This is a genomic window from Duganella margarita, from assembly GCF_009857535.1.
GTDB lineage: Bacteria > Pseudomonadota > Gammaproteobacteria > Burkholderiales > Burkholderiaceae_D > Rugamonas > Rugamonas margarita.
Genome location: NZ_WWCS01000004.1, coordinates 240,735 through 264,223, shown reverse-complemented (window position 1 = coordinate 264,223; position 23,489 = coordinate 240,735). Strand labels below are relative to the sequence as shown.

Here is a 23,489-nt window from a genome sequence, read left to right as displayed (position 1 = left end):
CCTATGTGGCTCCCATCAGTCTGGCGCGCAGGGACGGCGGCAGAAACGCCAGCAGATTCCCCGCCAGTACCAGCGCCAGCCCGCACAGGGCCAGCGGCGTCCAATGGTAGCCTTCGAAAATGGTCGAAATGGTCAGCGCTACGATGGGGAATAATACCGTGGAATAGGCCGCGCGGTCAGGTCCGATGCGGCCCACCAGCATCAGGTAGGCGGTGAAGCCGATCACCGAGCCGGGAATCGCCAGATACAGCAGCGCGCCGAGATAACGCGGTGATGGATCAAGCGCAAACGGCATGCCCAATGCCAGCGCCGCTACGCCCAGCGTGGTGGAGCCGATCAGCATGGCCCAGGTGTTGGTCAGCCACGGCGTCAGCCCCAGTCCCATCGACTGCATGCGGCTCGACAGCAGATTCCCGCACGAGAAACACAGCGTACCGCCCAAGGTCAGCGCCAGGCCCCACAGCGTATGGCTGTCGTGCCAGTGGCCGGCCATCTGCGGCGCGAACAGCAGCACGATGCCGCACAGGCCGAGCAGGGCGCCGACCATCACCTGCGGCTTGATCGGTTTGCCGAGGAAGAGGCGGCCGTTGATGGCGTTCCACAGCGGCGCGGTGGAGAACACCACCGCTTCCAGCCCGCTGGTGATCCACTGGCTGGCGTAGTAAAAGCACAGGAAGTTCACGCAGAACAGCGCGATCCCTTGCGCGAACAGGTAGGGCCACGCCTGGCGCGGCGGCCACCATGGCTTGCGGCTGATGAGCAGGAACGCCATCAGCACGGCGGCGGCGATCCAGAAGCGGTAGGCGATCGACACCGGCGCCGGCACCACGCCGAGTTGAAAGGAAATGGCGATCCAGGTGGTACCCCAGATCAGGACAGTGAGTGCGTAGAGTAGTGTATTCATGCCGCCAGCATGACGTCCCCGCGTGCCGCCGGCTTGTCTGAAATTGCGCATATCCCGCTGTGGCCGGCCCTGCGGCCGGCAGCGCCGCTGGCGGCATGCTAGACTTTCTGCATGTCGCCACGTCCCGCCATCGCCAATGCTCTTGAGTCGCAGTCCATGCCGGAAGGCGCGCTGTCGCGTTCCGTTTTCAAGACCATGTCGGAGACCGATGCCAAGCTGGAGCGCTTTGCCTGGCTGGGGGATGAGCTGGCGGTCGCCATCTGGCGGCGCGATACGCTGGTGGCCGAAACCAGTTACGACAAGCCGGGGCACCACACGCTGTCGCTGTATCTTGAGGGCGGCCACCGCACCGAGCGTTCGGAACTGCCGGGCATTTACGGCGCGCCCCAGCGGCTATGCACCTTGCCGGATTGGCACGAGTCCAGCTGGACGGTGCGTGGCCATATGCACTTCGTCCATCTGTACTTCCTGCCCGAGCATTTCACGCGGCGCGCGGTGGTGGAGCTGGACCGCGAACCGCGTGAGCTGACTTTGAGCGACCGCACTTATTTCGAACATCAGCGCATCGCCCAGCTGTGCGCAACGTTGGCAGCCATGCCATGGGAAGGTCCGGACGCGCAGCTGCGCGCCAACGAGGTGGCGCATGAAACCTTGAGCCATCTGCTGCTGGCGCAATCGGTGCCGCAGCATCAGCAGCGCGTGCGGGGTGGTCTGGCGCCAGCGGTGCGCCGGCGGCTGGCGGAGTTCATCGAAGCGCACCTGTCGCAGAACATCACGCTTGGCATGCTGGCGGCTTTGGCATCGCTGTCGGAATACCATCTGGTGCGGATGTTCAAGGTATCGTTCGGCATGCCGCCATCGGCATGGATCGCCGCGCGCCGCATCGATCATGCGCGCGCACTGCTAAAGGGCAGCGATCAGCCATTGCAGCAGATCGCCGACGCCTGCGGCTATGCAGACCTGAGCCACTTCAGCCACCGCTTCCGTGCCGCCATCGGCGCTCCGCCTAGCCGTTACCGCAGCATCATTCAGGCCTAAGCCAGCGCGTAGTCCACATATCCATCCGGCCGAACCAGCAGTGCGCGCGCACCGGGTACCGCATCACTGTCGCCACGCACGGTGTGTACGCGGCCGGTGCAGGCAACGCTGAGCGGCGCCTTGTCGCTCAGACGTAAATACAGCCACTCGCCGCGGTGCAGCAAGCCGTGCACACTGCCGGCCGGCGCGATGCCGTGATCGCGCAGACGGCGGCCGCTCCATTCCGGCAGGACAGCTGCCGGCGGCGTGTTCAGCGAGGCCGGGTAGCCGATGCCGAGCCCCGAGATTTCCTGCGCCAGTTGCAGATTGGCCTGCGGTTGCATGAGCAAGGCGCTGAGCTGACTACGCAACGCCAAGCCGCGCACATCGAAAGCGGTCATCAGTACGGTTTGCGCCATGGTGTTGCGGAATAGCTGTGCACCCAGTGGATGGCGTTCGTCATGGTAGCTGTCCAGCAGCGCTTGAGGCGCCTGGCCTTGCACTACCGCCGCTAGCTTCCAACCGAGATTGAAGGCGTCCTGCATGCCCACGTTCATGCCTTGCCCTCCCGCCGGCATATGGATATGGGCAGCGTCACCTGCCAGCAGGATGCGACCCTCGCGGTAACGGCCGGCGTGGCGCGTTTCGTCGGAAAAGCGTGACAGCCAGCGGGGCGCGGTGGGCAGGTAGTCTATACCGGCGATGCGCTGCGCGCCGTCGGCCAGTTCTGCCAGCGTGACCGGTTCCGTCACAGGCAGGCGACAGCGGCGTGCATCGATTACGATCAGGCGGTGATGCAGGCCGTCGCCCAGCGGCACGATCATCAACACTCCCTCTTCGCTAACCTTCATGATGGCAGGCGCAGGCAACGGTGCCCGCAATTGAACGTCGCCGAGAATCGCGGTAGTGCTGGCAGCGTAGCCTTCAAAGTCGATGCCGGCCTGTTGACGCACCAGGCTGCGCGCACCGTCGCATCCGACCAGCCAGGCAGCGCTGGCGCTGAAGCGTTGCTGCCCGAGCTGGCCGGTGGCAACGACGCCCGCCGCATCTTGCCGTACCGTCTCCACCAGCGCGCCGCGCTGGATGCGCACCCCGAGGGCCAGCGCATGTTCTTCCAGTAGCTGTTCGGTCATCGATTGCGGAATCACCAGCTGGAACGGATAGCTGCTGTCCAGTGCTGAAAAATCCAGCATGGTTTCCAGCGCGCCGTAATGGCCGACCGCGAAAGGGCGGCCGCGTTCGATGAAGCGCGGCGCCAGCCCGCGCAGGCCCAGAGTTTCGACGGTGCGGGCATGCATGCTGAGGGCACGTGAGTGGCTGCCACGCTCGGCGCGTCGTTCCAGCAGTAGCACCTCGCAGCCTGCCAGGCGTAATTCGCACGCCAGCATCAGCCCCACCGGCCCCCCGCCAACTACGGTCACATCAGTATTCCATTTCATTTTATCTCCAAGACTAACGTTGTTAGTTTGTGTAAACTAACACCGTTAGTCTTGAGTGCAAAGGGTTTTTTAATGGGCATACAAAAAGAGCAAGTGGTTGCCAAGGCGCTGGAGCTACTGGATGAGACCGGGCTTGACGGGCTGACCATGCGCCGTCTGGCCGATGCGCTGGAGGTCAAGGCGGCCTCGTTGTACTGGCATTTCGCCAGCAAGCAGGTACTGCTCGATGCAATGGCTGATGCCCTGGTGGCGGAGGTGGCGGTACAGCCAACTACCGCAGCGCAATCATGGCGCGAACGGCTGATGGCAGTGGCGGTCGAGATGCGTGGCGCCTTGCAGTCGCGTCGCGACGGCGCGCGCGTGTTCGCCGGTACTTACGTGACCATGCCTAATGTGATGCGAGTCGGCGAAATGATGATGGCGCCGCTGCGCGAAGCCGGCGCCGATACACGGCTGGCGTCATGGGGCGCCTTCAGCGTACTGTATTTCGTGCTGGGTTTTGTGATGGAGGAAAGTGGCCTGGCGCCGGACGCCATCCCGGCTGCGGAACTGGAGCAGCGCACGACGTCGTTCCTGGTCCATGCGCTGACCATGTTCCCCCATCTGCACGCAGCGCGGCAGGACATTTTCAATCCTGATTTCGACAGCCGCTTCCAGTTTGGGCTGGATTTGATGCTGGATGGCCTGGCCGCGCGGCTTAATCCATCTCGCTGATCAGGTTGACGATTTCGTCGCCGTAGGAGGCCAGTTTTTTCTCGCCGACGCCGGAGATGCCGCGCAGGTCGTCCAGCGCGGTCGGGCGGGCCTTGGCGATTTCGCGCAGCGTGGCGTCGTTGAAGATGATGTAGGCGGCGACGTTGTGTTCGCGCGCGGTTCCCATGCGCCACGAGCGCAGGCGGTCGAACAGCCGCTGTTCGTGTTCCGACAGGTCGCTCTCGACGTAGCCCTTGGCGGCGCGGCTCGGCTTGGCCTTGACCGGTTTCTGGTACTGGCGCAGCTGCACCTTCTGGCCGCCCTTGAGCACCGGACGCGCGGCGTCGGTCAGCTTCAGCGAGCTGTATTGTTCATGGTCGACCGTCAGCAGGCCGAGCGCGATTACCTGGCGCAGGATGGCGCGCCATTCCTGTTCGCTGCGGTCGGCGCCGATGCCGAACACCGACAGCGAATCGTGGTGCCAGGTCTTGATCCGCTCCGTCTCCTGGCCGCGCAGCACGTCGATCACGTGACCGGCGGCGAAGCGCTGGTCGACCCGGTACACCGTCGACAGGATTTTCTGCACCGGCACCGTGCCGTCGAACGATACCGGCGGAATCAAGCAGGTATCGCAATTGCCGCACGGGCCGGCCTGTTCGCCGAAGTAGTCCAGCAGGCGCACGCGCCGGCAGCTCAGGGTTTCGCACAGGCCGAGCATCGCATCGAGCTTGTTGCCCAACACGCGCTTGAAGGTTTCGTCGGCTTCGGATTCGTCGATCATCCGGCGTTGCAGTACCACGTCCTGCAGGCCGTAGGCCATCCACGCATCGGCCGGGCCGCCGTCACGGCCGGCGCGGCCGGTCTCCTGGTAGTAGCCTTCGATACTTTTAGGCAGATCCAGGTGGCAGACGAAGCGCACGTCCGGTTTGTCGATGCCCATGCCGAAGGCGATGGTGGCGCACATGACGATGTTCTCTTCGCGCAGGAACTTGGCCTGGTTGGCGGCCCGCTTGGCGTGGTCCATGCCGGCATGATAGGCCAGCGCGCGCACGCCGTTCTCGTTGAGGAATTCGGCGGTCTCCTCGACCTTCTTGCGCGACAGGCAGTAGACGATGCCGCAATCGCCGCCATGTTCGGCGGTGATGAAGTCCAGCAGCTGCTTGCGGCCATTGCCCTTTTCCACGATCGAGTAGCGGATGTTGGGGCGGTCGAACGAGGAGACGAATTGCGCCGCGTCCTCCAGTTGCAGGCGGTGGACGATTTCGGCGCGGGTCTGCGGATCGGCGGTGGCGGTCAGCGCGATGCGCGGCACGTTGGGGAACTGCTCGTGCAGGATCGACAGCTTGATGTACTCGGGGCGGAAGTCGTGGCCCCATTGCGACACGCAGTGCGCCTCGTCGATCGCAAACAGCGCGATGTTCGAGTTCTGGAACAGGTTCAGGCAGCGTTCCGTCATCAGCCGCTCGGGCGCCACGTAGACCAGATCGATCTCGCCGGTGCGCACCAGGCGTTCGATGCGGCTGGCCTCTTCGTAGGTTTGCGTGGAATTGAGGAAGGCGGCGCGCACGCCGACTTCCTCCAGCGCGTCGACCTGGTCCTGCATCAGCGCGATCAGCGGCGACACCACCACGCCGACGCCGTCGCGCAGCAGCGCAGGAATCTGATAGCACAGCGACTTGCCGCCGCCGGTGGGCATCAGGACCAGCGCGTCGCCGCCGCCGGCCACATGGCCGACAATCTCCCCCTGCTGTCCGCGGAAGGCCGGATAGCCAAACACAGTTTGCAGCAAATGGAGTGCGCGTTCGTTGTTGTCCTGATGAATCATGTTACTGCGACTGCTTTACGGAAAAGTGTTATTCGGCCCAGACGATGGCGCCAGTATACGCGGTCACGAGCACCAGCAGGCCAAAAGCGATGCGATACCATGCAAAAACCGTAAAGGTATGCGAGCTGATATAGCGCAGCAGCCAGCGCACGCACAGGAACGCCGAGATAAACGCCGACACGGTACCGATGGTAAACAGCGGCAGGTCGGCGGCCGACAGCAGCGCGCGTTCCTTGTACAGCGAGTAGACGGTGGCGCCCATCAGCGTCGGAATTGCCAGGAAGAACGAAAATTCGGTGGCGACCTGGCGCGACAGGCCGAAGATCATGCTGCCCATGATGGTGGCGCCGGAGCGGCTGGTGCCGGGAATCAGGGCGAAGGCCTGGGCGATGCCGATTTTCAGCGCGTCCAGCGGCTTGAGGTCGTCGACCGAGGTGATGCGGGCCGAAGTGGGCTGGTCCTTGGCGCGTTTTTCCACCCACAGGATGACGAAGCCGCCGATGATGAAGGCCAGCGCCACCGGCACCGGCGCGAACAGCACCTGCTTGATGGCCTTGTCGAACAGCACGCCCAGCACGGCGGCCGGGATGAAGGCGATCAGCACATTGGTGGCGAAGCGTTGTTGTTTGGGATCGCCGAGACCGGTCAGCACGGCGATGATGCGGGCGCGGAATTCCCAGATCACGGCCAGCATGGCGCCGGCCTGGATGACGATCTCGAACACTTTCATTTTCTCTTCCATGCCGTGGAAACCCAGCAGGTGCTCAGTCAGGATCAGGTGACCAGTAGAGGAAATCGGCAAGAATTCCGTAAAACCTTCAACCAGGCCCATGATGAGGGCTTTCAGCGCGAGTACGATGTCCATGAATTAAGTATTTACACGTGGAGGATTGAGAAAAAGGAACGGCAAGCAGGGCGCCGGGGTCGAAGCTTACCATGCCGGACACGCAATTTTGCCAATGTGACTCAAGCGTAATCGAGCCTCTGTTAAGGCTGAATGAAAAAAAGCCCCCGCAGCAGGCTGCGAGGGCAAAATAGCGACCGCAACAGCGGAGTCGCGAGGGAGATGCCATTAATAATCCGGGGTCAGGTCTCACATTCGAACATGAGCTCGTGTAGAAATGTGAGACCTGACCCCGGAGTTGCTTAGAAGGTCACGTCGAGGCGGGCGCCGAAGTAGCGCTGGAAGTCGCGCGGCGGCATCCATTCGGTGGTGTTGACCGCCACCGGCGTGTTCGGCGCTTTCGGGCTCCAGGTGCCGTTGGCGATGGCGTTATTCAGGCCGGTCGCGTAGCGCTTGTCGAACAGGTTGTTGACCAGCAAGGTGACCTTGTAGCGGTCCTGCTTGTCCTTGACGCCAAAGCTCAGGTTGGTGATGCTGTAGGCGTCCTGGATGGTGCCTGGGTCCTGGTTCAGCGAGAACTGCGTGCGGCTCTGGTAGCGCGTGGAGCCGGACACAAAGCCGTTGAAACTGTACGACGGCAGCATCAGGTCGTACTGGCCGCCGAGGTTGACTTTGACCTTGGGCGCGTTCGGCAGGGTCTTGCCGGCCAGGTTCTGCACGAAGGTGTTGTTGAACCTGGGATTCTGCGCGCAGCCCGGTCCCGGCACGCCGGCGGTGCCGGCAGCGTTGATGACGTTGTAGCACGGGCCGTTTTCAAACGACTGGATCGTGGCTTCCGTATAAGCGAAGCTGCCGTTCAGCTGCAGTTCGCGCGTGACGCGGACGTTGCCTTCCACTTCCAGCCCTTGCGTGCGCAGGCCGCCGATGCTGTTCAGGCCGGTGCGGAAGGTGCCGTCGTCGTCAAAGAAGCTGGACGATTGCTGGAAGTGCCTGAAATTGGTGCGGAACAGCGCCACGCTGAACATCGCGCGGTTGTCCCACAGGCTTTGCTTCCAGCCCAGCTCGTAGCTCTTGGCGGTTTCCGGCGCGACCGCAGGCAAGGCGGCGGTGGCGGCGGTGAAGCCGGAGGTCAGGTCGTAGGCCTTGCCCTTGTGGCCGGTGGAGGCCATGGCGTACAGCATGGTGTCCTTGTTCAGGCGGTGCTCCAGGCCCAGCTTCCAGGTGCTGCTCTTGTCGTTGTCGGACTTGGTGTAGAACTCGGTCATGGCGTGCACTTGCGGCGGCACCGTGTAGCGGCGGAAGTTGTAGCCGGTGTCCTCGTCGTTGTAGCGGGCGCCGACGATCAGGCTGGTGTCCGGGCGGAAGTCCCACGAGCCCTGGCCGTAAATGGCTTTGCTGATGTTCCACGCATCGGCGCCGTAGGCGGTGCCGTAGGCCTGGATCAGCGGCGCCTTGGTCAGTTCGCGCGTAAGGTCGTTCTTGCCGTACCACAGGCCGGCGACGTAGCGCAGCGCGCCCTTGTCCGGCGAGGTCAGGCGGAATTCCTGCGTGGTCGAGGCGACGTCGAAGCTGCCGTACTGGTACAGGCCGCCATGCATGCCGGTCGGCTGGCCGTTCGGCAGCAGCAGGAACGGCAGGATGTCGACGTCGGTGTTGTCGTTGTCCTGGTAGTCGTCCATATGGTATTTGCCGTAGGACGAGATCGAGCTCAGTGTGTGGCCGGCCAGCGGCCCGTTGTCGTCGAACGCCCAGTCCAGCTTGACGCCGGTGCCGGCGTCGTGGAACTTGCCGCCGGTCGGGTAATCGTTGCGCACGTCGCGGTTGTCCGGACTGATGGTGATGCCTGACAGCACCACCGACGGCGGCAGCTGCGGCGCATTGCGGTACAGCGCGCCCGGCGACATCGAGGTGAAGGCGGTCGAGCAGCAGAATTTTTCGGTGCGGTTGTAGTGCGGCGTCAGCGTCAGGGTCAGCTGGTCGAGCGGTTGCCATTCCAGTTTGCCGCTGAGGTTGTCGCCCTTGCTGCCGTTGAGCTTTTTGCCGGTGGTGAGGTTGTTGAGCGTGCCGTCAAAGTTGGTCTTGCTGGCGGCGAGGCGCAGGCGCAAGGTGTCGGACACGGCGCCGCCGGTGCTGACGCCGACCCGCCATTCGTCGTCGTTGGTGACGTAGGTGGTGGCGGTGGTTTTCCACGGGCCGCCCAGCGGCTTGGTGGTGATGTTGATCGCGCCGGCAATCGAGCTCTTGCCGAACAGCGTGCTCTGCGGGCCTTTCAGCACTTCGATGCGGCCGACGTCGGCCAGATCCTTGAAGGCGCCGGCCTGCATGCCGAGCGGCACGTCGTCGACGATGACGGCCACGTCCGCCTCCACGCCGATGCCCAGCGAGAAGGTGCCGATGCCGCGCATATTGATGCTGAAGTTGCCCGGCTGGGTGCCGTAGGACAACGTCAGCGCCGGCGACAGCGACGGGATGTCTTCCAGGTCGCGCACGTTGGCGCGTTGCAGCACGGCGTCGTTCAGCACGGTGATCGAGGCGGGGACGTCCTGCAGGTTCTGGGCGCGCTTGTTGGCGGTGACGATCACCGATTCCAGCTTGCCGTTATCGGTCGCTTGTTGTGCCGCCGCGCCGCCGGCCAGCAGCGCGAGGGACACAGCGGCCGTGATGAGCCGCAGTTTGGGTTGCTTCGGTTGCATGTGGTATCTCCTGTATTTTTGATTTTGGTGCTGAAACTAGATTGTGGTACCGTTTCCACTTCGGGTTTAAAAAAATCCGCCGGCGTCTTTCGAACGGCCGGCGGGGCGTTTACTGCGTACTGACTTTGAGCGGTGCTTTCAGCTTTTGGGCGTAGTTGCGGACATAGGCGTCCCAGGCGGCGGCGTCGGCAAAGTCGCCGCTTTTGCTCCAGCCGGCACCGAAGTAGTAGACGAAGGGCTGGCCCGGTTGCGCCGTGCCCAGCGTGAACTGCTGCTTGTCGATCAATTCGTAGCCGCTGGCGCCGACCGGCAGCACCACGCCGCAGCCGATGCTGCCGTCGTCGCCGTGCGGCGGTTGCCAGTAGGCGGCCCAGCCTTCGGCCGAACCCGCGCCGTTGACGTAGTGGCCGTCGCCGTCGCGCTGGACCATGCCCACGCCGACCGTCAGCGGCCCTTTGCCGCTGGCCTTGAAGCGGGTTTCAACGCGCGTCATGTTGGAGCCGGCGTCGATCGAGTAGCGCTTCACTTCGGAGACCATGCGGCCGTTGCCGGCATCCCAGTCGCCGTAGGCCAGCTCGAAGATGGCGCGCAATGGGCCATCGGCCAGCACCTTCCACGTCTTGAAGTTGGACGAGTTATGCAGCTTGCCGTTGGCGAGGATGGTGGTGCCGCCGCAGCCGCGGCTCTGGCCCACATCGTAGAAGTCGAGGCCTTCGCCGACGTCGTGGTGATACTCGCCGCGCTTGTACCATTTATCGACCACCGGCGTGCGCACCTTCTTGACCCACACGTCCACGCCGCTGCTGATCAGGTGTTCTTTCGGATCGTTGACGATGGCCGGACCGTACACGCGGTGCGCGGTGCGGTCGCTCTCCCAGGCGAAATCGTCCAGCCGTTCCGGCACGAAGCGCGCGTGCGTCTTGACGTCGGCCGGCGGCACGGCGGCCAGATGATCGGCCGGCAGCACCAGGTAGCGGCGCGTTTCGCCCGCCGCCAGGTTGACCGGGAAGACGATCTGTTTGCCAATCACTTGTGAACTGACGATGGCCGAGGTGGCGGCGTCCATCACCACCGGCTTGCTGATGCCTTTGCCGATGGTCGCTTCGGCCAGTTCGTCGCCGCGCACGCCGCTGGTGGGATTGGCGACGCTGACCGTCTGCGGCTTCGTGTGCTCCAGCACTGCCATGCGATACACCTCGCTGCCGGCCAGCAGGAAACCGCCGACGCCGTACACCTCGGTCAGATTGTCATCGAAGACTTTCGGCGCCAGGCCTATCGGCTGCACGTGCGTCAGCTTGCCGTCCGCCTGCACGTTGGCCACCAGCGCGGTCCACGCCTTCTGCACCGCGGGCTTGTACGCTTTCGCATCCAGCAGGCCCTGATTGACGCCCCAGGCAAACGCATATGCATACAGCGCCGAGCCGCTCGACTCCTTCATCGGATAGGTCGCCGGATCGAGCAGGCTGGCGCGCCACAGGCCATCCGGCTGCTGCAACGTCAGCAGTTTTGCCGCCATCTCCTTGTACTGCTGGACGAAGCGTGGGCGCTCGGGATGATTCTCCGGCAGGTATTGCAGTACGCGCACCAGGCCACCCATCACCCAGCCGTTGCCGCGTCCCCAGTAGACCTTCTTGCCGTTGGCTTCGCGTTTGTCGAAGTAATTGGAGTCGCGGAAGTACAGGTGTTCTTCCTTGTCGTACAGGTAGTCGGAGGTCACCCACCATTCGCTGATGGCGAAGTCCAGATAACGCTGGTCGCCGGTGATGGCCCACAGGCGCAGCCAGGCCGGCGGCGCCATGTACAGCGCGTCGCACCACGACCAGCGGTCCTGGTTGCCCTTGACGGTGAATTCCAGCGTGCCGCTGCGGCGGTTGGCGAGGATGTCGTCGAAGCTGGCGCGCATCGGCGCGATCATTTTCGGATCGTGCGTTTGCAGATACAGCTCGGCGTAGGTCTGGCCGACGATGTGGTCATCCGCGTGGTAGTGATTGGGGCCGAGATTCCAGTTGTTCTTCTCGCCCATGGCGATCATCGCATCGCGGTACTTGCTGCTGCCGGAGATATTCGCCAGCGCCATGATGCCGTTGTAGCCGACCGCCTGCGTCCAGTCGTCCGGACGGTGCTTGCTGGGATTGGCCAGCTGCCAGTCGGCCACGCGCTCCATGGTGGACAGCACGGCTTTCGGATTGATGGCGGCCGATGGCGCTGCCGCCTGCACGGCGGGCATATCGGCGGCGATGGCGGGAACGGTATAGCACATGGCCGCAACAGCGGCCAATACAGCTATGCGAAGATGCGGTGATGTCATGTGTCTCCTCTTATGTTTATCGCCGTCGCTCCCGCGCAGGCGGGAGTCCATGGAACGCGTGTCGAGACGCTCGGCATGGATTCCCGCGTGCGCGGGAATGACGGTGGTTATTTGTACATCGGTCCTGCTACGACGAACGGGCCGCCCTGGTAGATGGTCGGCGCATCGCCCGCCTCTGGATAGTCGGCGCTATCGGGGAAATTGCCGGCATAGTCCTTGGCGCTGTGCTGCGGCACATAGCCCAGGTGCGAGGCGTGCTTGTTGTCCCACCACTTGACCGGATTGTCCGAGGTGCCGAAGGTGATGGTGTGGCCGACGCGCGGCGTGAACAGCGAGCAGCGGATCAGCTCCACCAGGTCGTCGTAGGCCAGGAAGGTGACCATCATGCGCGGATTCTTCGGTTCCGGGAACGAGGAGCCGATGCGCAGGCACACGGTCTCGGTGCCGAAGCGGTCGTAGTAGTAGCGCGACAGCGCTTCGCCGAAGGCCTTGGAGACGCCGTAGAAACCATCGGGACGCAGCGGCATGCTGGCGTCCACCAGGTCGGTGGTCTTGTAGAAGCCCACTACGTGGCTGGAGCTGGCGTAGATCACGCGCTTGACGCCGCACTTGTGCACCGCCTCGTACAGATGGTGCAGGCCGAGGATATTGGCGTTCATGATCGGCTCAAACTTGTCTTCGACCGAAATGCCGCCGAAGTGCAGTACGGCGTCCACGCCTTCCATCATGGCCATGACCTTGTCGCGGTCGGCCAGGTCGCCGATAACGATTTCCTCGCCATCGCGCGCGGGGCCGAGATCCTTGACGTCGTTCAGGCGGACGATATCCGCCCACGCTTTGGCGCGTTCGCGCAGCACGGTTCCCAGGCCGCCGCCGGCGCCGGTCAGGAGGATGCGTTTAAAGGGTTTCTGAGTGGTGGTGTTGGTCATTTTTAGGTGTGTTTGGTTAAACGTTTAATCGCAAGTATAACCATTTTGCTCTCTGGGTCAATGGAATAGTTGGTGACGTGGCTTTACCTGCACAGAAAAATCACATACCATCCGTAAAACGTTTTCCATAACAATTGAGACACCACATGACATCCTTGAATTCCACCGCGCTGGCGGTGCTGCTGGCCGTCGCTCCCGCCTCCGCTGCTGTCGCCCAAATTCCCGCTCAAGTCACTCCCGCCAACTACGTGCCGCCGCTGGCCACCACGTCGATGAACCGCATCGTGCAGGACAACGCGTACACGCAACTGGACTTCTTCTTCAAGAAGCTGGCGACGGAGAAGGAGGGCATCGTCATGGACGGCACCTCGCCGTTCAAAAGCGGCGACAAATTCCTGCCGGGGAAAGTGGCGGCGGGCCTGGGCCATGTGCTGCTCAATACGCCCAAGGATGATCCATCGCTGGAACAGAAGCTGAAGGACTACCGCGCGATCGCCGATATGACGGTCGGCATGGATAACCATACATGGGGCATCTACTACTACATCGGCACGCTGGTGAAGCTGAAGCAGGCCGGCCTGCTGGAGCGCGCCGTCAGCCCGGCCACGCTGGAGAAGCTGCGCAAGCAGCTGGACTGGCGCACCTTTGTCACGCCGCAGTGGGATCTGATTTCGCTGCCGACCAACTATTACGGCGTCGCCTTCAGCATCGCGCGCCTGCGCATGCTGATGGGCTGGGAGGACGATAGTGCCGGCAAGGTGCTGCTGGAGAAAATGCTCACGCATTACAAGAAGTACTCCGGCCAGTACGGTTTCTCCGATGAGACAGACGGCGAGGGGCGTTTCGACCGTTACAGCATCCTGCTGATCGCCGAGATCTGCGAGCGCTTCCTGGAAACCGGTTTGCAACCGACCGACGAGCTGAAAGGCCTGCTGCGCAAGGCGGCCGATATCGCGCTGAACGTGTCCAACACTGCCGGCGATGGTTTCAGCTTTGGCCGCAGCCTTGGCCCGTATGGCGAAACGGCGCTGGTGGAGATCCTGTCCGTGTCGGCCTACCTGAACGTACTGACGCCGGAAGAGAAGCAGTACGCCTACGCCTTCTCGTCGCGCGTGGCGGCGCGCTACATGGACTTCTGGTATGACCCGTCCATGCATTCGCTGGATATGTGGGGCAAGGGCCGCCGCACCGACACCTATCGCGGCAAGCACCGCATCCTCGGCGAGAACTTCTCGCTGCTGCATCAGCTGCTGTCCACCAACGAGATGTGGAACGAGGCCGGCTTCAAGGACGTGCAGCCGAAGGCCGATTTGCAGGCATGGCTGGACAAGAACCGTCCGCAGTTCAGCATGACTACCTTTGCGCACGGCGACTACGACCGCGCGCTGGCGATTTTCCGCGACGGTAAGCACGTGGTCAGCCTGAACATGATCAACGGCGGCATCAGCCAGCATGACAACAGCCCTTACTACCCGCTGCCGTTCGCGCAGGGCATCGTCTCCGGCGTGGCCGACAGCGGCAGCGCGCATCCGCAGCTGCTGCCGAAGTTCACCATGGCCGACGGCTCGCAGTTGATCGGCGCCGCGTGGATCAAGGACATCAAGACCGTCAAGGACGGCCAGCGCTATACCATCACCTATCGTCAGGATGAACTGGACAAACTGGGCAAGCGTTCGCCGGTCAAGGATGGCCGCATCAAGCTGCAAACCACCTACCAGCTGGAACACGGTCTGATGACCCGTACCGATGTCTACACCCCGGTTGGCGCGCAGGAAGTGGAGAAGGTGTCACTGGAATTCGCCTCTTTCTCGGATCAGGCTACCATTAAGGGTAATACCGTCACCTTCGCGCAGGGCGATGTGACGGAATACAGTGTCAGCGGCTTACAGCAATGCCAGTCCGCGCCGACCAGTGGCAGCAAGGACTTCATGGCGCCGTATGGTGCGATGAAGACGCTGGTCACGTGCAGCACCGGCAAGCTGACGTTGAAAGAACCGCTGACGATCAAGTGGAGCATCAAGTACCAGTAACCGTCGTTCCCGCGAAAGCGGGAACCCATGCGGAGCTGGCGCTCTATGGACTCCCGCCTGCGCGGGAGTGACGGTGTGGCATGCCAGCGATAAAAAAACTTCAGGAGACATGAATGCATAAAGTGTGGAAGCTGCTGTTATCAAGCTGCCTTGCCGTAACGCTGACGGCAAGCGCGCAGGACGATCAGGCGCCGGGACAGGCGCAGGCCAACAAGGGCAATGGCGCGCGCGCCGAACTGGCCAGGCAGCCGCCCACGCTGCAAAACATCTACGGCCGCCAGCATGTGCTGCTGGACGGCCGCTGGAGCTACATCATCGATCCGTACGAAACGGGTTACTACAACTATCGCCGCCAGCCGTTCGACCAGTCGCCAAGCGGCGCCGGTGGCTTCTACGATGACCGCAAGCCGAAGGACAAGGATGACGCGGTCGAATACAACTTCGACAGCTCGCCGACGCTGGCGGTGCCGGGCGACTGGAATTCGCAGAACGCCAAGCTGGAATTCTACGAAGGCACGCTGTGGATGCGGCAGAAGTTCGTCGCCGCGCCGAAGGTCGGCAAGCGCTACTTCCTCTACTTCGGCGCCGTCAATTACGAAGCGCACGTCTACCTGAACGGCAAAAAGATCGGTAGCCACAAGGGCGGCTTCACGCCGTTCCAGTTCGAGGTGACGGGCCGTTTGCTGAACGGCGAGAACAACCTCGTCGTCAAGGCCGACAACACGCGCCATCAGGACGATATCCCGACCGTGAATACTGATTGGTGGAACTACGGCGGCATCACGCGCGACGTGATCCTGGCCGAAACGCCGGACACCTACATCGAGGACTATCAGATCCAGCTGGCCAAGGGCGACATGGGCCGCATCGAAGGCCATGTGCAGCTGGCCGGCGTACAGCGCGCGCAGGACGTCACCATCTCCATTGCGGAACTAGGACTCAAGACCGTGGTGCGCACCGACGCCAATGGCCGCGCCGCAGTCAGCATCGCCCTGCCGAAGAACAAGGTGCGCTACTGGTCGCCGGAAGATCCGAAGCTGTACACGGTAACCATCGCCGGCGCCACCGATGCGCTGAACGACCGCATCGGCCTGCGCACCATCGAAACGCGCGGCCACGATATTCTGCTGAACGGGAAATCCATCTTCCTGCGCGGGATTTCGCTGCATGACGAGAACCCGCTGATCCCCGGCCGCCTGCGCGGCGAAGGCGATATGCGCATGATGCTGCAATGGGCCAAGGACATGAACTGCAACTACGTCCGTCTGGCGCACTATCCGCACAGCGAAGAGATGATCAAGCTGGCCGACGAAATGGGCATCCTGGTGTGGGCCGAGGTGCCGGTGTACTGGACCATCTCGTGGGAGAAGCCGGAAGTCTACGCCAACGCGCAGCAGCAGCTGACCGACCTGGTGGTGCGCGACAAGAATCGCGCCAGCGTCATTATCTGGTCGATCGGTAACGAGACGCCTGTGAGCCCGGTGCGCACGCAATTCATGAGCAAGCTGGCCGATACCGTGCGGACCCTGGACCGTACCCGTCTGGTTGGCGCGGCGCTGGAAGTGCATCGCAGCGGCGACGTGGTGACGGTGGAAGATCCGCTGGCAGAGAAGATTGACCTGGCCAGCTTTAACCAGTACGCCGGCTGGTACTGGTCCAACAACAAGGAGATGTTGAAGTTCTCCTTCAAGGTTAATTACAACAAGCCGGTGATTGTGACCGAGTTTGGCGCCGATGCGCTGGGCGGCTACCACGCCGACAGCGATACCAAGTGGAGCGAGGAATATCAGGACCAGTTGTACAAGAACACCTTCAAGCTGCTGGATGCGATTCCCGGCCTGCGCGGCATGACGCCATGGGTGCTGGCGGACTTCCGTTCGCCGCGTCGTCCGCATCCTTACTATCAGGACTACTGGAACCGCAAGGGCCTGATCTCCGAGACCGGCAAGAAGAAGCAAGCCTTCTACACGCTGAAGTCCTACTACGACCAGAAGCAACAACAATACAAATGAAGACAAAATACATTGCTGCCGCCATCAGCGCGGCTTTGGCTTTTTCCGCCCATGCGCAAGATGCGCAAATCGACCGCAAGGTCGCGGACCTGATGAAGCAGATGACGGTGGCCGAGAAGGTCGGGCAGCTGCATCAACTGTCCGGCCGCCAGTTCACCGGCCCCGCCAGCAGCGAATACGCTGCCAAGCTGGCCGATATCCGCGCCGGCAAGGTCGGCTCGATGCTGAATGTGATCGGTGTGGCCGACACGCGCGAGATCCAGGCGCTGGCGCTGCAATCCCGGCTGAAGATCCCGCTGCTGTTCAGCCTTGACGTCATCCACGGCTACAAGACCGTGTTCCCGGTGCCGCTGGGCGAAGCGGCTTCGTGGGATCTGGATGCGATCGAGCTGTCCGCCCACATCGCCGCCAGGGAAGCCGCCGCCGCCGGCATCCACTGGACCTTCGCGCCGATGGTGGATATCGCCCGCGACCCGCGCTGGGGCCGTGTGATGGAAGGCGCCGGCGAAGACACCTATCTTGGTTCGCAGATCGCCGCCGCGCGCGTGCATGGCTTCCAGGGCAAGAAGCTGGGCGCCACCGATTCCGTCATGGCCACCGCCAAGCACTTTGCCGCCTATGGCGCGGCGATTGCGGGCCGCGACTACAACGCGGTCGATATGAGTCCGCAGCAGCTGTATGAAGTGTATCTGCCGCCGTTCAAGGCTGCCGCCGATGCCGGCGCGGCGACCTTCATGAACTCCTTCAATACGCTGAACGGCGTGCCGGCCACCGGCAACAGCATGCTTCAGCGCGATATCCTGAAGGGCGCCTGGAAGTACAAGGGCTTCGTGGTCAGTGACTGGGGTTCGGTGCGCGAGATGGTGCCGCACGGGTATGCGGCCGATTTGTCCGACGCCGCCGTCAAGGCCATCAATGCCGGCAGTGATATGGACATGGAAGGCTACGCCTACAGCCAGCATCTGGAAGCCGCCGTCAAAGCCGGCAAGGTGAAGATGGCGACGCTGGACGATGCCGTGCGCCGCGTGCTGGTCAAGAAATTTGAACTTGGCCTGTTCGACGATCCATACCGCTACTCCGACGCTGCGCGCGAGAAGGCCGTGCTGGGAGATGCTTCGCACCGCGCCGCCGCGCTGGATGTGGCGCAGAAGTCCATCGTGCTGCTGAAGAACGACGGCAAGCTGCTGCCGCTGTCGCGTGATGCCAAACGCATTGCGGTGATTGGCCCGCTGGCCGACGCGCAGCGCGATCTGGAAGGCGGCTGGGTGGTGCAGGGCGAACGCGCCAAGGTAGTCAGCATCCTGGAAGGCATGCGCGGCCACGCCGGCAAGGCGGAGATCAGCTATGCACAAGCTTGCGCACCCGGTTGCGCATCGGCCGAAGGCTTTGCCGCCGCTGTCGCCACCGCGTCGCAATCGGACGTCATCGTGCTGGCGGTCGGTGAAACCTGGGATATGAGCGGAGAAGCCAAGTCGCGTACCGACATCTCGCTGCCCGGCCAGCAGGAAGCGCTGTTCAACGCGTTGAAGGCCACCGGCAAGCCGGTGGTGGTGGTGATGCTGGCGGGCCGTCCGCTGGTGTTCAACACCATCGCCGACAAGGCCGACGCCATCGTCTACGCCTGGTTCCCCGGCAGCGAAGGCGGCAACGCGGTGGCCAATGTGCTGTTCGGCGACTACAATCCATCCGCCAAACTGCCGATCACCTTCCCGCGCAGCGTGGGGCAGATTCCGCTGTCGTATGCGCAGTACAGCACGGGGCGTCCGGTCACCGATGAAAAGAACGTGGTCTACAAATCGGCCTACATCGATTCCGTCAACACGCCGCGCTATGCGTTCGGCCATGGCCTGAGCTACACCGACTTCAAATACTCCGGCATTACGTTGAGCAGCCCGGCCATGGGCGGCAAGGACAAGGTGACGCTGTCGTTCGACCTGGCCAACAGCGGCAAGGTGGAAGGCACGGAGATTGTGCAGCTCTACCTGCGCGATATGGTGTCGTCGGTGGTGCGGCCGCTGAAGGAATTGAAGGGCTTCCAGAAAGTGCACCTGAAACCGGGCGAGACGCGCCGCATCAGCTTCACCATCAACCGTGACACGCTGTCCTTCTTCAACAACCAGCTGGCATGGGGCGCGGAGGCGGGCGACTTCAAGCTGATGGTGGGTAGTGCTTCGGACGACATCCGCCTCGAAAGCACGCTGACCCTGCGCTAGCGCAGCTTCAGGATGCCGGCCAGTTCGCCGCTCTTCTCCATGGCATTGATCGCCGCGTTGACTTCATCGACGGTGATCTGGCCCTTGCGGGAGACGGCGCAGCGGGCTTTCACTTCGTGGACAGTGAGGACGTGAGAGCCGGGCGGCAGCTTGCCCTCGGCGATCTGCTGATTGACCACGGTGCGTTGCGTGACCAGGTAGTCGACGCGGCCGGCCTGCCATTTGCGGATCGACATCACGCTGGTCGGCGCATCGTCGCGGATATAGTCATTGCCGATGATTTTCTCCAGCTCCGGATACTGGTAGCCGAGCACCGTGCCGAGACGCAGCCCGCGCAGGTCCGCCACCATGGCCGGCGGCTTGACGTGCGGCGACGACACCACCACTTCGCTGGTCGGGATAAAGGCGCGCGTCCAGTCGACTTCACCCTGCAGCCATTCGGGCAGATAGCTGCACAGGATATCGCCCTCGCCGTTTTCCAGCGCCGCCATCAGCCGCCGGCGCGGCAGCGCGATGTATTTCACCTGTCGTCCCAGCTGATGCGCCAGTGCGGCGCCCAGCCGGTCCTGGAACACGGTGGTCTGCTGCTGGCTCGGCGTCAGCATGCCATCGACTTTTTGCAGATAGCGCAGCGGTGGTCTTTCGGCGGCGTGCAGCGGCGCTGCCGCCAGCAGCGTGACCAATATCAGTCGCGTTAACATTGATAAAACCCTTTCTGCATCACGGCGACTTCTTCGCGCAGCCAGTCGCAAAAATGCGTGATCTTGCCCATGCCGTCCTTGCCGCGGCCGACGATGATGCGGTAGCCGCGCTTGTATTCGGCATGCGCGCAGCGCACCATCTTCAGTGAACCGTTGCACAGGTCTTCGTTGGCGATGGCGTGCGACACCAGCGCCACGCCTTGCCCGGCCAACGCCGACTGTACCATCACCGCGAAATTGGTGTAGCTGCGCGAGAAGTTGTAATTGCCGTTAAGGGCATTGTTATGCCGCAGCAGCTTGATCCAGGTGTCGGTGGTCTGCTCGTGCAGCAGCGGATAGCGGTTTAGCGTCTCCAGCGTGATCTCGGTCTCGCCGGGCGCCAGCAGCGACGGGCTATAGACCGCCACCAGCTCGTCCTGGAACAGCAGGTCGGGATCGCCGGGGATGGCGTCGTAGGTGCGCACCGCGATGTCGGTGCCGCCGTCGTTCATATCGGCCAGCAGGTCGCTGGAATCGATGCGGATGTCGAGCTCCGGATGGCGCATGGTGAAGCGCGGGATGCGCGGCACCAGCCATTTGATCGCCAGCGAGTGGGTGGTCGAGATGCGCAGCACCTTTTCCTCGTCGCCGCCCTGTAGCGCGGCCACCTTGGTATTCAACTCGCCCAGCATGCGGCGCACGGTGGCGGCCAGCTCCTGGCCTTTTTCGGTCAGCGCGATATGGCGCGGATGGCGCGTGAACAGTTCGAACCCCAGCGTTTCCTCCAGCTGCTTGACTTGCAGGCTGATGGCGGCCGGCGTCTTGTGCAGCTCCTGCGCGGCCAGCTTGAAGCTGCCCCAACGCGCGGCGCAATCGAAATCAAGCAATCCGGACAGGGAGCGCAGTGGTTTGGGCATGGCTAAGTTTTTCTTATGTGAGTGACGAGAATAACTCGTTTGATAACGGTCTAAAGCCACCGCAGAATATAACGCATGCGCAGACAAAATTCCATGAACAAGTTTTTCTTGCAGGAGATAGCCATGACACAACCTGAATTCCTGATGCGCTTCAAGCGCGAGCTGGTCAGCCTGCTGTCGCAAATGGCGCTGCGCCAGTGACGTTTCTCTTGTATAGTGGATGGGATTTCCAGTATAGTGGAAATTCATCCTTCCACCACCGAGAGCTATTCCATGAGCAAGCATACCGTCGTGCAGTGCAGTTTCGAGCGGCACGCAGACGCCATCCTGGACATCTTCAACGACGCCATCCTGAACTCCACCGCGCTGTACGAATACAAGCCGCGCACGCCGGCGGTGATGACCACCTGGTTCGACACCAAGCGCAACGGCGGGTTCCCGGTGATCGGCATCGAGGATGAACACGGCGTGCTGGCCGGTTTCGGCAGCTATGGCACCTTCCGCGCCTTTCCGGCGTTCAAGTACACGGTGGAGCATTCGGTGTACATCCACAAAGACCACCGCGGCAAGGGGCTGGGCAAGCAGTTGATGCAGGAATTGATCGCCGCCGCCCGCGCCAACAACCTGCACGCCATGATGGGCGGCATCGACGCCGCCAACGCCGGCAGCATCAAGCTGCACGAAGGCCTCGGCTTCAAGCACGTCGGCACGCTGCCGCAAGTCGGCTTCAAATTCGGCAACTGGCTGGACCTGGCCTTTTACCAGCTGATCCTCGACACGCCGGCGCAGCCGGTTGATGGTTAATCCGCCAGCGCTGGCGCGGTAGCGCGCTCCAGTTCGTCCAGCCAGTGGATGGCGTGTTCGCGGCTGGCGCCGCACATGTCGGCGGCGGGTTGCAGGCCGGCGCAGAAGGCGGGGCGTTCGGGGCGGCCGAACACCAGGCACCGGTTGTCGTCCGTGAGTTGCACGCAGCGCACGCCTGCCGGTTTGGTGGTCGGGGTGTGTGGCACCTAAAGGGATAACAATAGCCGTACTGATAATATGGCCCGATACTCTTATTTGTGCACTGCCTACCTTGCTCTAGGAGCCGCATAACATGACCAATACGCAGCTGTAAGAATTTAACGAGATACACACTTCACAGCCGGAGTAGTGGCTGCCCAAACCGCACAATTGCCTGCGATAATTGACAACACCTCAACTCGATAAGGGAAATTCCCCCATGGCAAAACTGTTCTTCTCTTACTGCCATGCCGACGAGGCATTGCGAGACCGCCTCGAAGTACACCTTTCCCTACTGAAGAACCAAGGGCAGATTTCGACTTGGCATGACCGAGGTATTGTTGCTGGCTCTAATGTGGATACGGCCATTGACGAAAACTTGGAAAGTGCTGACGTAATTCTCTTACTCGTGAGCGCAGACTTTATCGCATCACGGTATTGTTATTCCATCGAAATGAAGCGAGCCATTGAGCGACATGCTGACGGCACCGCATGTGTTATTCCGGTGATTCTTGAGCCATGTGATTGGCATACCGCGCCGTTCGGCAAGCTGCTCGCCGTTCCAAAAGACGGCAAGGCTGTCACCACGTGGGCGAACCAAGCGGAAGCTTGGACCGACGTCGCGCGACAGATTCGTAAGGCTATCGAGGACTTGGGTCGTGGGCGTGCAGAAGCGCAGCCTGCGAGCGGCGGCGCGCCGCAGGGGTGGGACATGCCGCAACCAGCTGCCAGTCCGGCCCAGCCAGCCTTTGCCGGTGTCGGTGTCGGTAGCGTGCAGCCAGGCCACGAGCGCCCGAGATCAAGCAATCTTCGACTGAAGAAGGAGTTCACGGACTATGACCGCGACAAGTTCCTGCACGACTCGTTCGACTATATGGCAAAGTTTTTCGATGCATCCCTGGACGAGCTAGCAGCTAGGAACCAGGGCATCCAAGTGCGATTCCAACGCCTGGATGCACAACGCTTTTCCGCTGTAGCCTACCGGGAAGGTAAGTCGGTTGCCGAGTGCTCAGTTCGGGTTGGTGGCTTTGGCGGTAGGTCCCCCTCCCTATCCTTTTCTTACGATGCGAACGCATCTGCCAGCACGTCGAATGAGTTCATATCCGTCGAGTCCGATACGCAGTCCATGTACTTCAAACCGATGGGTATGCAGTTTCACGGTGGGCAGCAAAACTCGGGCCTGTCCGAGCAGGGCGCTTCAGAGTACTTTTGGGGATTGTTCATTGATCGCCTTCAGCGATGAGCAGCTTCGTGCGCTTGAACTAATTGCAGTTTTGATTTTTCCTCTCGCGCAATGCCCATCGCAGTTCTTTTACAAAGAATGTACATGAAAATCGTTCCGATTCTAATGGGACTTCTGCTCCTGGTTTCCATGGGAGCGTCGGCGCAAAATCCGCAGCTCCAAGAAAATTTCAGGAGCTGCGATGGTGGCTATATGGGCTGCAACCAGTCGTTATTGACTGCGGCCCAACAGGAGCAGGTACACCGGTCGACACTCCGAAGAAATTTCGTCGCTTGTGATGGTGGCTACTCTGGCTGCGTTGATTCTCTGCTGACGGAGGACCAGAAGGAACAAGTACGAAAATCCGCGCTGCGGAGAAACTTCGCTAGCTGCGATGGTGGGTACGCAGGCTGTGACCAAGCTTTGCTAACGGACGTCCAAAGGGCGCAAGCCTACACATCGGCTTTGCGGAGAAACCTGGCCAGTTGTGATGGTGGCTATTCGGGCTGCAATCAATCCTTGCTGACGGAGGCACAGCAGGCTAAGGTCCAGAAGTCCGCGCTACACAGAAACCTTGCTAGTTGCGATGGCGGTTACTCGGGCTGCAACCGAGCCCTGCTTACTCAATCACAGAAAGCCCAAGTGGCTGCCTCGGCATTGGCGCGAAACTTCAGGAACTGCGATGGGGGCTACTCGGGTTGTAACACTGGCCTTCTGACTTCGGAGCAACGTGCAGCCGTCGAGCAATCTGCAATTCGTCA

The 23,489-nt window shown here is 62.1% G+C and carries 16 protein-coding genes and 1 pseudogene; 7 read left to right on the top strand and 10 right to left on the bottom strand.

Annotated elements, in window-relative coordinates; genetic code table 11:
- Position 1: 1 nt before the first annotated feature.
- Positions 2–904: a DMT family transporter gene (locus tag GTP55_RS08360; RefSeq protein WP_161044480.1), complete on the bottom strand. Its 903-nt coding sequence runs from the start codon at positions 902–904 to the stop codon at positions 2–4.
- Between the two features lie 111 nt (positions 905–1,015).
- Between GTP55_RS08360 and GTP55_RS08355 the strand changes: the two genes are divergently transcribed.
- Positions 1,016–1,942 (top strand): helix-turn-helix domain-containing protein, encoded by a 927-nt coding sequence (locus tag GTP55_RS08355; RefSeq protein WP_161044479.1) that lies wholly within the window; start codon positions 1,016–1,018, stop codon positions 1,940–1,942.
- On the opposite strand, the gene GTP55_RS08350 is transcribed toward GTP55_RS08355, so the two are convergent.
- Positions 1,939–3,360, bottom strand: a complete 1,422-nt coding sequence (locus GTP55_RS08350; protein WP_161044478.1) for an FAD-dependent monooxygenase — start codon at positions 3,358–3,360, stop codon at positions 1,939–1,941. The genes GTP55_RS08355 and GTP55_RS08350 overlap by 4 nt on opposite strands.
- A gap of 72 nt (positions 3,361–3,432) precedes the next feature.
- Between GTP55_RS08350 and GTP55_RS08345 the strand changes: the two genes are divergently transcribed.
- Positions 3,433–4,074 carry a TetR/AcrR family transcriptional regulator C-terminal domain-containing protein gene (locus GTP55_RS08345; RefSeq protein WP_161044477.1) on the top strand — a complete coding sequence of 214 codons (642 nt, stop codon included), beginning with the start codon at positions 3,433–3,435 and terminating at the stop codon, positions 4,072–4,074.
- On the opposite strand, the gene recQ is transcribed toward GTP55_RS08345, so the two are convergent.
- The 5 genes from recQ to GTP55_RS08320 form a co-directional block, all read right to left on the bottom strand.
- Positions 4,058–5,878, bottom strand: a complete 1,821-nt coding sequence (recQ, locus tag GTP55_RS08340) for a DNA helicase RecQ (RefSeq protein ID WP_161044476.1) — start codon at positions 5,876–5,878, stop codon at positions 4,058–4,060. The genes GTP55_RS08345 and recQ overlap by 17 nt on opposite strands.
- A 28-nt stretch (positions 5,879–5,906) precedes the next feature.
- Positions 5,907–6,743 carry an undecaprenyl-diphosphate phosphatase gene (locus tag GTP55_RS08335; RefSeq protein ID WP_161044475.1) on the bottom strand — a complete coding sequence of 279 codons (837 nt, stop codon included), beginning with the start codon at positions 6,741–6,743 and terminating at the stop codon, positions 5,907–5,909.
- Between the two features lie 281 nt (positions 6,744–7,024).
- Positions 7,025–9,415, bottom strand: coding sequence for a TonB-dependent receptor (locus tag GTP55_RS08330; RefSeq protein ID WP_161044474.1), 2,391 nt, complete (start codon positions 9,413–9,415; stop codon positions 7,025–7,027).
- Positions 9,416–9,524: 109 nt separating this feature from the next.
- Complete coding sequence (locus tag GTP55_RS08325; RefSeq protein WP_161044473.1) at positions 9,525–11,675, bottom strand: glycoside hydrolase family 88 protein; 2,151 nt, start codon at positions 11,673–11,675, stop codon at positions 9,525–9,527.
- Between the two features lie 155 nt (positions 11,676–11,830).
- Entirely contained in the window at positions 11,831–12,652 is an 822-nt protein-coding gene (locus GTP55_RS08320; protein ID WP_161044472.1) for an NAD-dependent epimerase/dehydratase family protein, read from the bottom strand.
- A 146-nt stretch (positions 12,653–12,798) separates the two neighbouring features.
- On the opposite strand from GTP55_RS08320, the gene GTP55_RS08315 reads away from it, so the two are divergent.
- From GTP55_RS08315 to GTP55_RS08305, 3 genes are all read left to right on the top strand, one after another.
- The gene (locus GTP55_RS08315) at positions 12,799–14,682 is read left to right on the top strand and encodes a hypothetical protein (RefSeq protein ID WP_161044471.1); all 1,884 of its coding nucleotides are present in this window, start codon (positions 12,799–12,801) and stop codon (positions 14,680–14,682) included.
- 113 nt (positions 14,683–14,795) lie between these two features.
- Positions 14,796–16,694, top strand: a complete 1,899-nt coding sequence (locus GTP55_RS08310) for a glycoside hydrolase family 2 protein (RefSeq protein WP_161044470.1) — start codon at positions 14,796–14,798, stop codon at positions 16,692–16,694.
- Positions 16,691–18,907 carry a glycoside hydrolase family 3 N-terminal domain-containing protein gene (locus GTP55_RS08305; RefSeq protein WP_161044469.1) on the top strand — a complete coding sequence of 739 codons (2,217 nt, stop codon included), beginning with the start codon at positions 16,691–16,693 and terminating at the stop codon, positions 18,905–18,907. The genes GTP55_RS08310 and GTP55_RS08305 overlap by 4 nt, the downstream gene beginning before the upstream one ends.
- Here the strand turns inward: GTP55_RS08305 and GTP55_RS08300 are convergent.
- Complete coding sequence (locus GTP55_RS08300; RefSeq protein ID WP_161044468.1) at positions 18,904–19,608, bottom strand: substrate-binding periplasmic protein; 705 nt, start codon at positions 19,606–19,608, stop codon at positions 18,904–18,906. The two genes, GTP55_RS08305 and GTP55_RS08300, sit on opposite strands and share 4 nt — an antisense overlap.
- Complete coding sequence (locus GTP55_RS08295) at positions 19,602–20,504, bottom strand: LysR substrate-binding domain-containing protein (RefSeq protein WP_161044467.1); 903 nt, start codon at positions 20,502–20,504, stop codon at positions 19,602–19,604. The genes GTP55_RS08300 and GTP55_RS08295 overlap by 7 nt, the downstream gene beginning before the upstream one ends.
- 273 nt (positions 20,505–20,777) lie before the next feature.
- Here GTP55_RS08295 and GTP55_RS08290 point away from each other — a divergent pair, with 273 nt between their 5' ends.
- Positions 20,778–21,308 (top strand): GNAT family N-acetyltransferase, encoded by a 531-nt coding sequence (locus GTP55_RS08290; RefSeq protein ID WP_161044466.1) that lies wholly within the window; start codon positions 20,778–20,780, stop codon positions 21,306–21,308.
- On the opposite strand, the pseudogene GTP55_RS08285 reads toward GTP55_RS08290, so the two are convergent.
- Positions 21,305–21,502, bottom strand: a pseudogene (locus GTP55_RS08285) (YkgJ family cysteine cluster protein); the annotation flags it as partial. The gene GTP55_RS08290 and the pseudogene GTP55_RS08285 sit on opposite strands and share 4 nt — an antisense overlap.
- A gap of 224 nt (positions 21,503–21,726) precedes the next feature.
- Between GTP55_RS08285 and GTP55_RS08280 the strand changes: the two are divergent.
- Positions 21,727–22,749 (top strand): toll/interleukin-1 receptor domain-containing protein, encoded by a 1,023-nt coding sequence (locus tag GTP55_RS08280; RefSeq protein WP_161044464.1) that lies wholly within the window; start codon positions 21,727–21,729, stop codon positions 22,747–22,749.
- Positions 22,750–23,489 lie beyond the last annotated feature (740 nt).

What these genes read in the sequence shown, in the direction of transcription:
- GTP55_RS08360 (WP_161044480.1), bottom strand. Translation starts at nt 904, where the DNA reads ATGAATACACTACTCTACGCACTCACTGTCCTGATCTGGGGTACCACC.
- GTP55_RS08355 (WP_161044479.1), top strand. Translation starts at nt 1,016, where the DNA reads ATGTCGCCACGTCCCGCCATCGCCAATGCTCTTGAGTCGCAGTCCATG.
- GTP55_RS08350 (WP_161044478.1), bottom strand. Translation starts at nt 3,360, where the DNA reads ATGAAATGGAATACTGATGTGACCGTAGTTGGCGGGGGGCCGGTGGGG.
- GTP55_RS08345 (WP_161044477.1), top strand. Translation starts at nt 3,433, where the DNA reads ATGGGCATACAAAAAGAGCAAGTGGTTGCCAAGGCGCTGGAGCTACTG.
- recQ (WP_161044476.1), bottom strand. Translation starts at nt 5,878, where the DNA reads ATGATTCATCAGGACAACAACGAACGCGCACTCCATTTGCTGCAAACT.
- GTP55_RS08335 (WP_161044475.1), bottom strand. Translation starts at nt 6,743, where the DNA reads ATGGACATCGTACTCGCGCTGAAAGCCCTCATCATGGGCCTGGTTGAA.
- GTP55_RS08330 (WP_161044474.1), bottom strand. Translation starts at nt 9,415, where the DNA reads ATGCAACCGAAGCAACCCAAACTGCGGCTCATCACGGCCGCTGTGTCC.
- GTP55_RS08325 (WP_161044473.1), bottom strand. Translation starts at nt 11,675, where the DNA reads ATGTGCTATACCGTTCCCGCCATCGCCGCCGATATGCCCGCCGTGCAG.
- GTP55_RS08320 (WP_161044472.1), bottom strand. Translation starts at nt 12,652, where the DNA reads ATGACCAACACCACCACTCAGAAACCCTTTAAACGCATCCTCCTGACC.
- GTP55_RS08315 (WP_161044471.1), top strand. Translation starts at nt 12,799, where the DNA reads ATGACATCCTTGAATTCCACCGCGCTGGCGGTGCTGCTGGCCGTCGCT.
- GTP55_RS08310 (WP_161044470.1), top strand. Translation starts at nt 14,796, where the DNA reads ATGCATAAAGTGTGGAAGCTGCTGTTATCAAGCTGCCTTGCCGTAACG.
- GTP55_RS08305 (WP_161044469.1), top strand. Translation starts at nt 16,691, where the DNA reads ATGAAGACAAAATACATTGCTGCCGCCATCAGCGCGGCTTTGGCTTTT.
- GTP55_RS08300 (WP_161044468.1), bottom strand. Translation starts at nt 19,608, where the DNA reads ATGTTAACGCGACTGATATTGGTCACGCTGCTGGCGGCAGCGCCGCTG.
- GTP55_RS08295 (WP_161044467.1), bottom strand. Translation starts at nt 20,504, where the DNA reads ATGCCCAAACCACTGCGCTCCCTGTCCGGATTGCTTGATTTCGATTGC.
- GTP55_RS08290 (WP_161044466.1), top strand. Translation starts at nt 20,778, where the DNA reads ATGAGCAAGCATACCGTCGTGCAGTGCAGTTTCGAGCGGCACGCAGAC.
- GTP55_RS08280 (WP_161044464.1), top strand. Translation starts at nt 21,727, where the DNA reads ATGGCAAAACTGTTCTTCTCTTACTGCCATGCCGACGAGGCATTGCGA.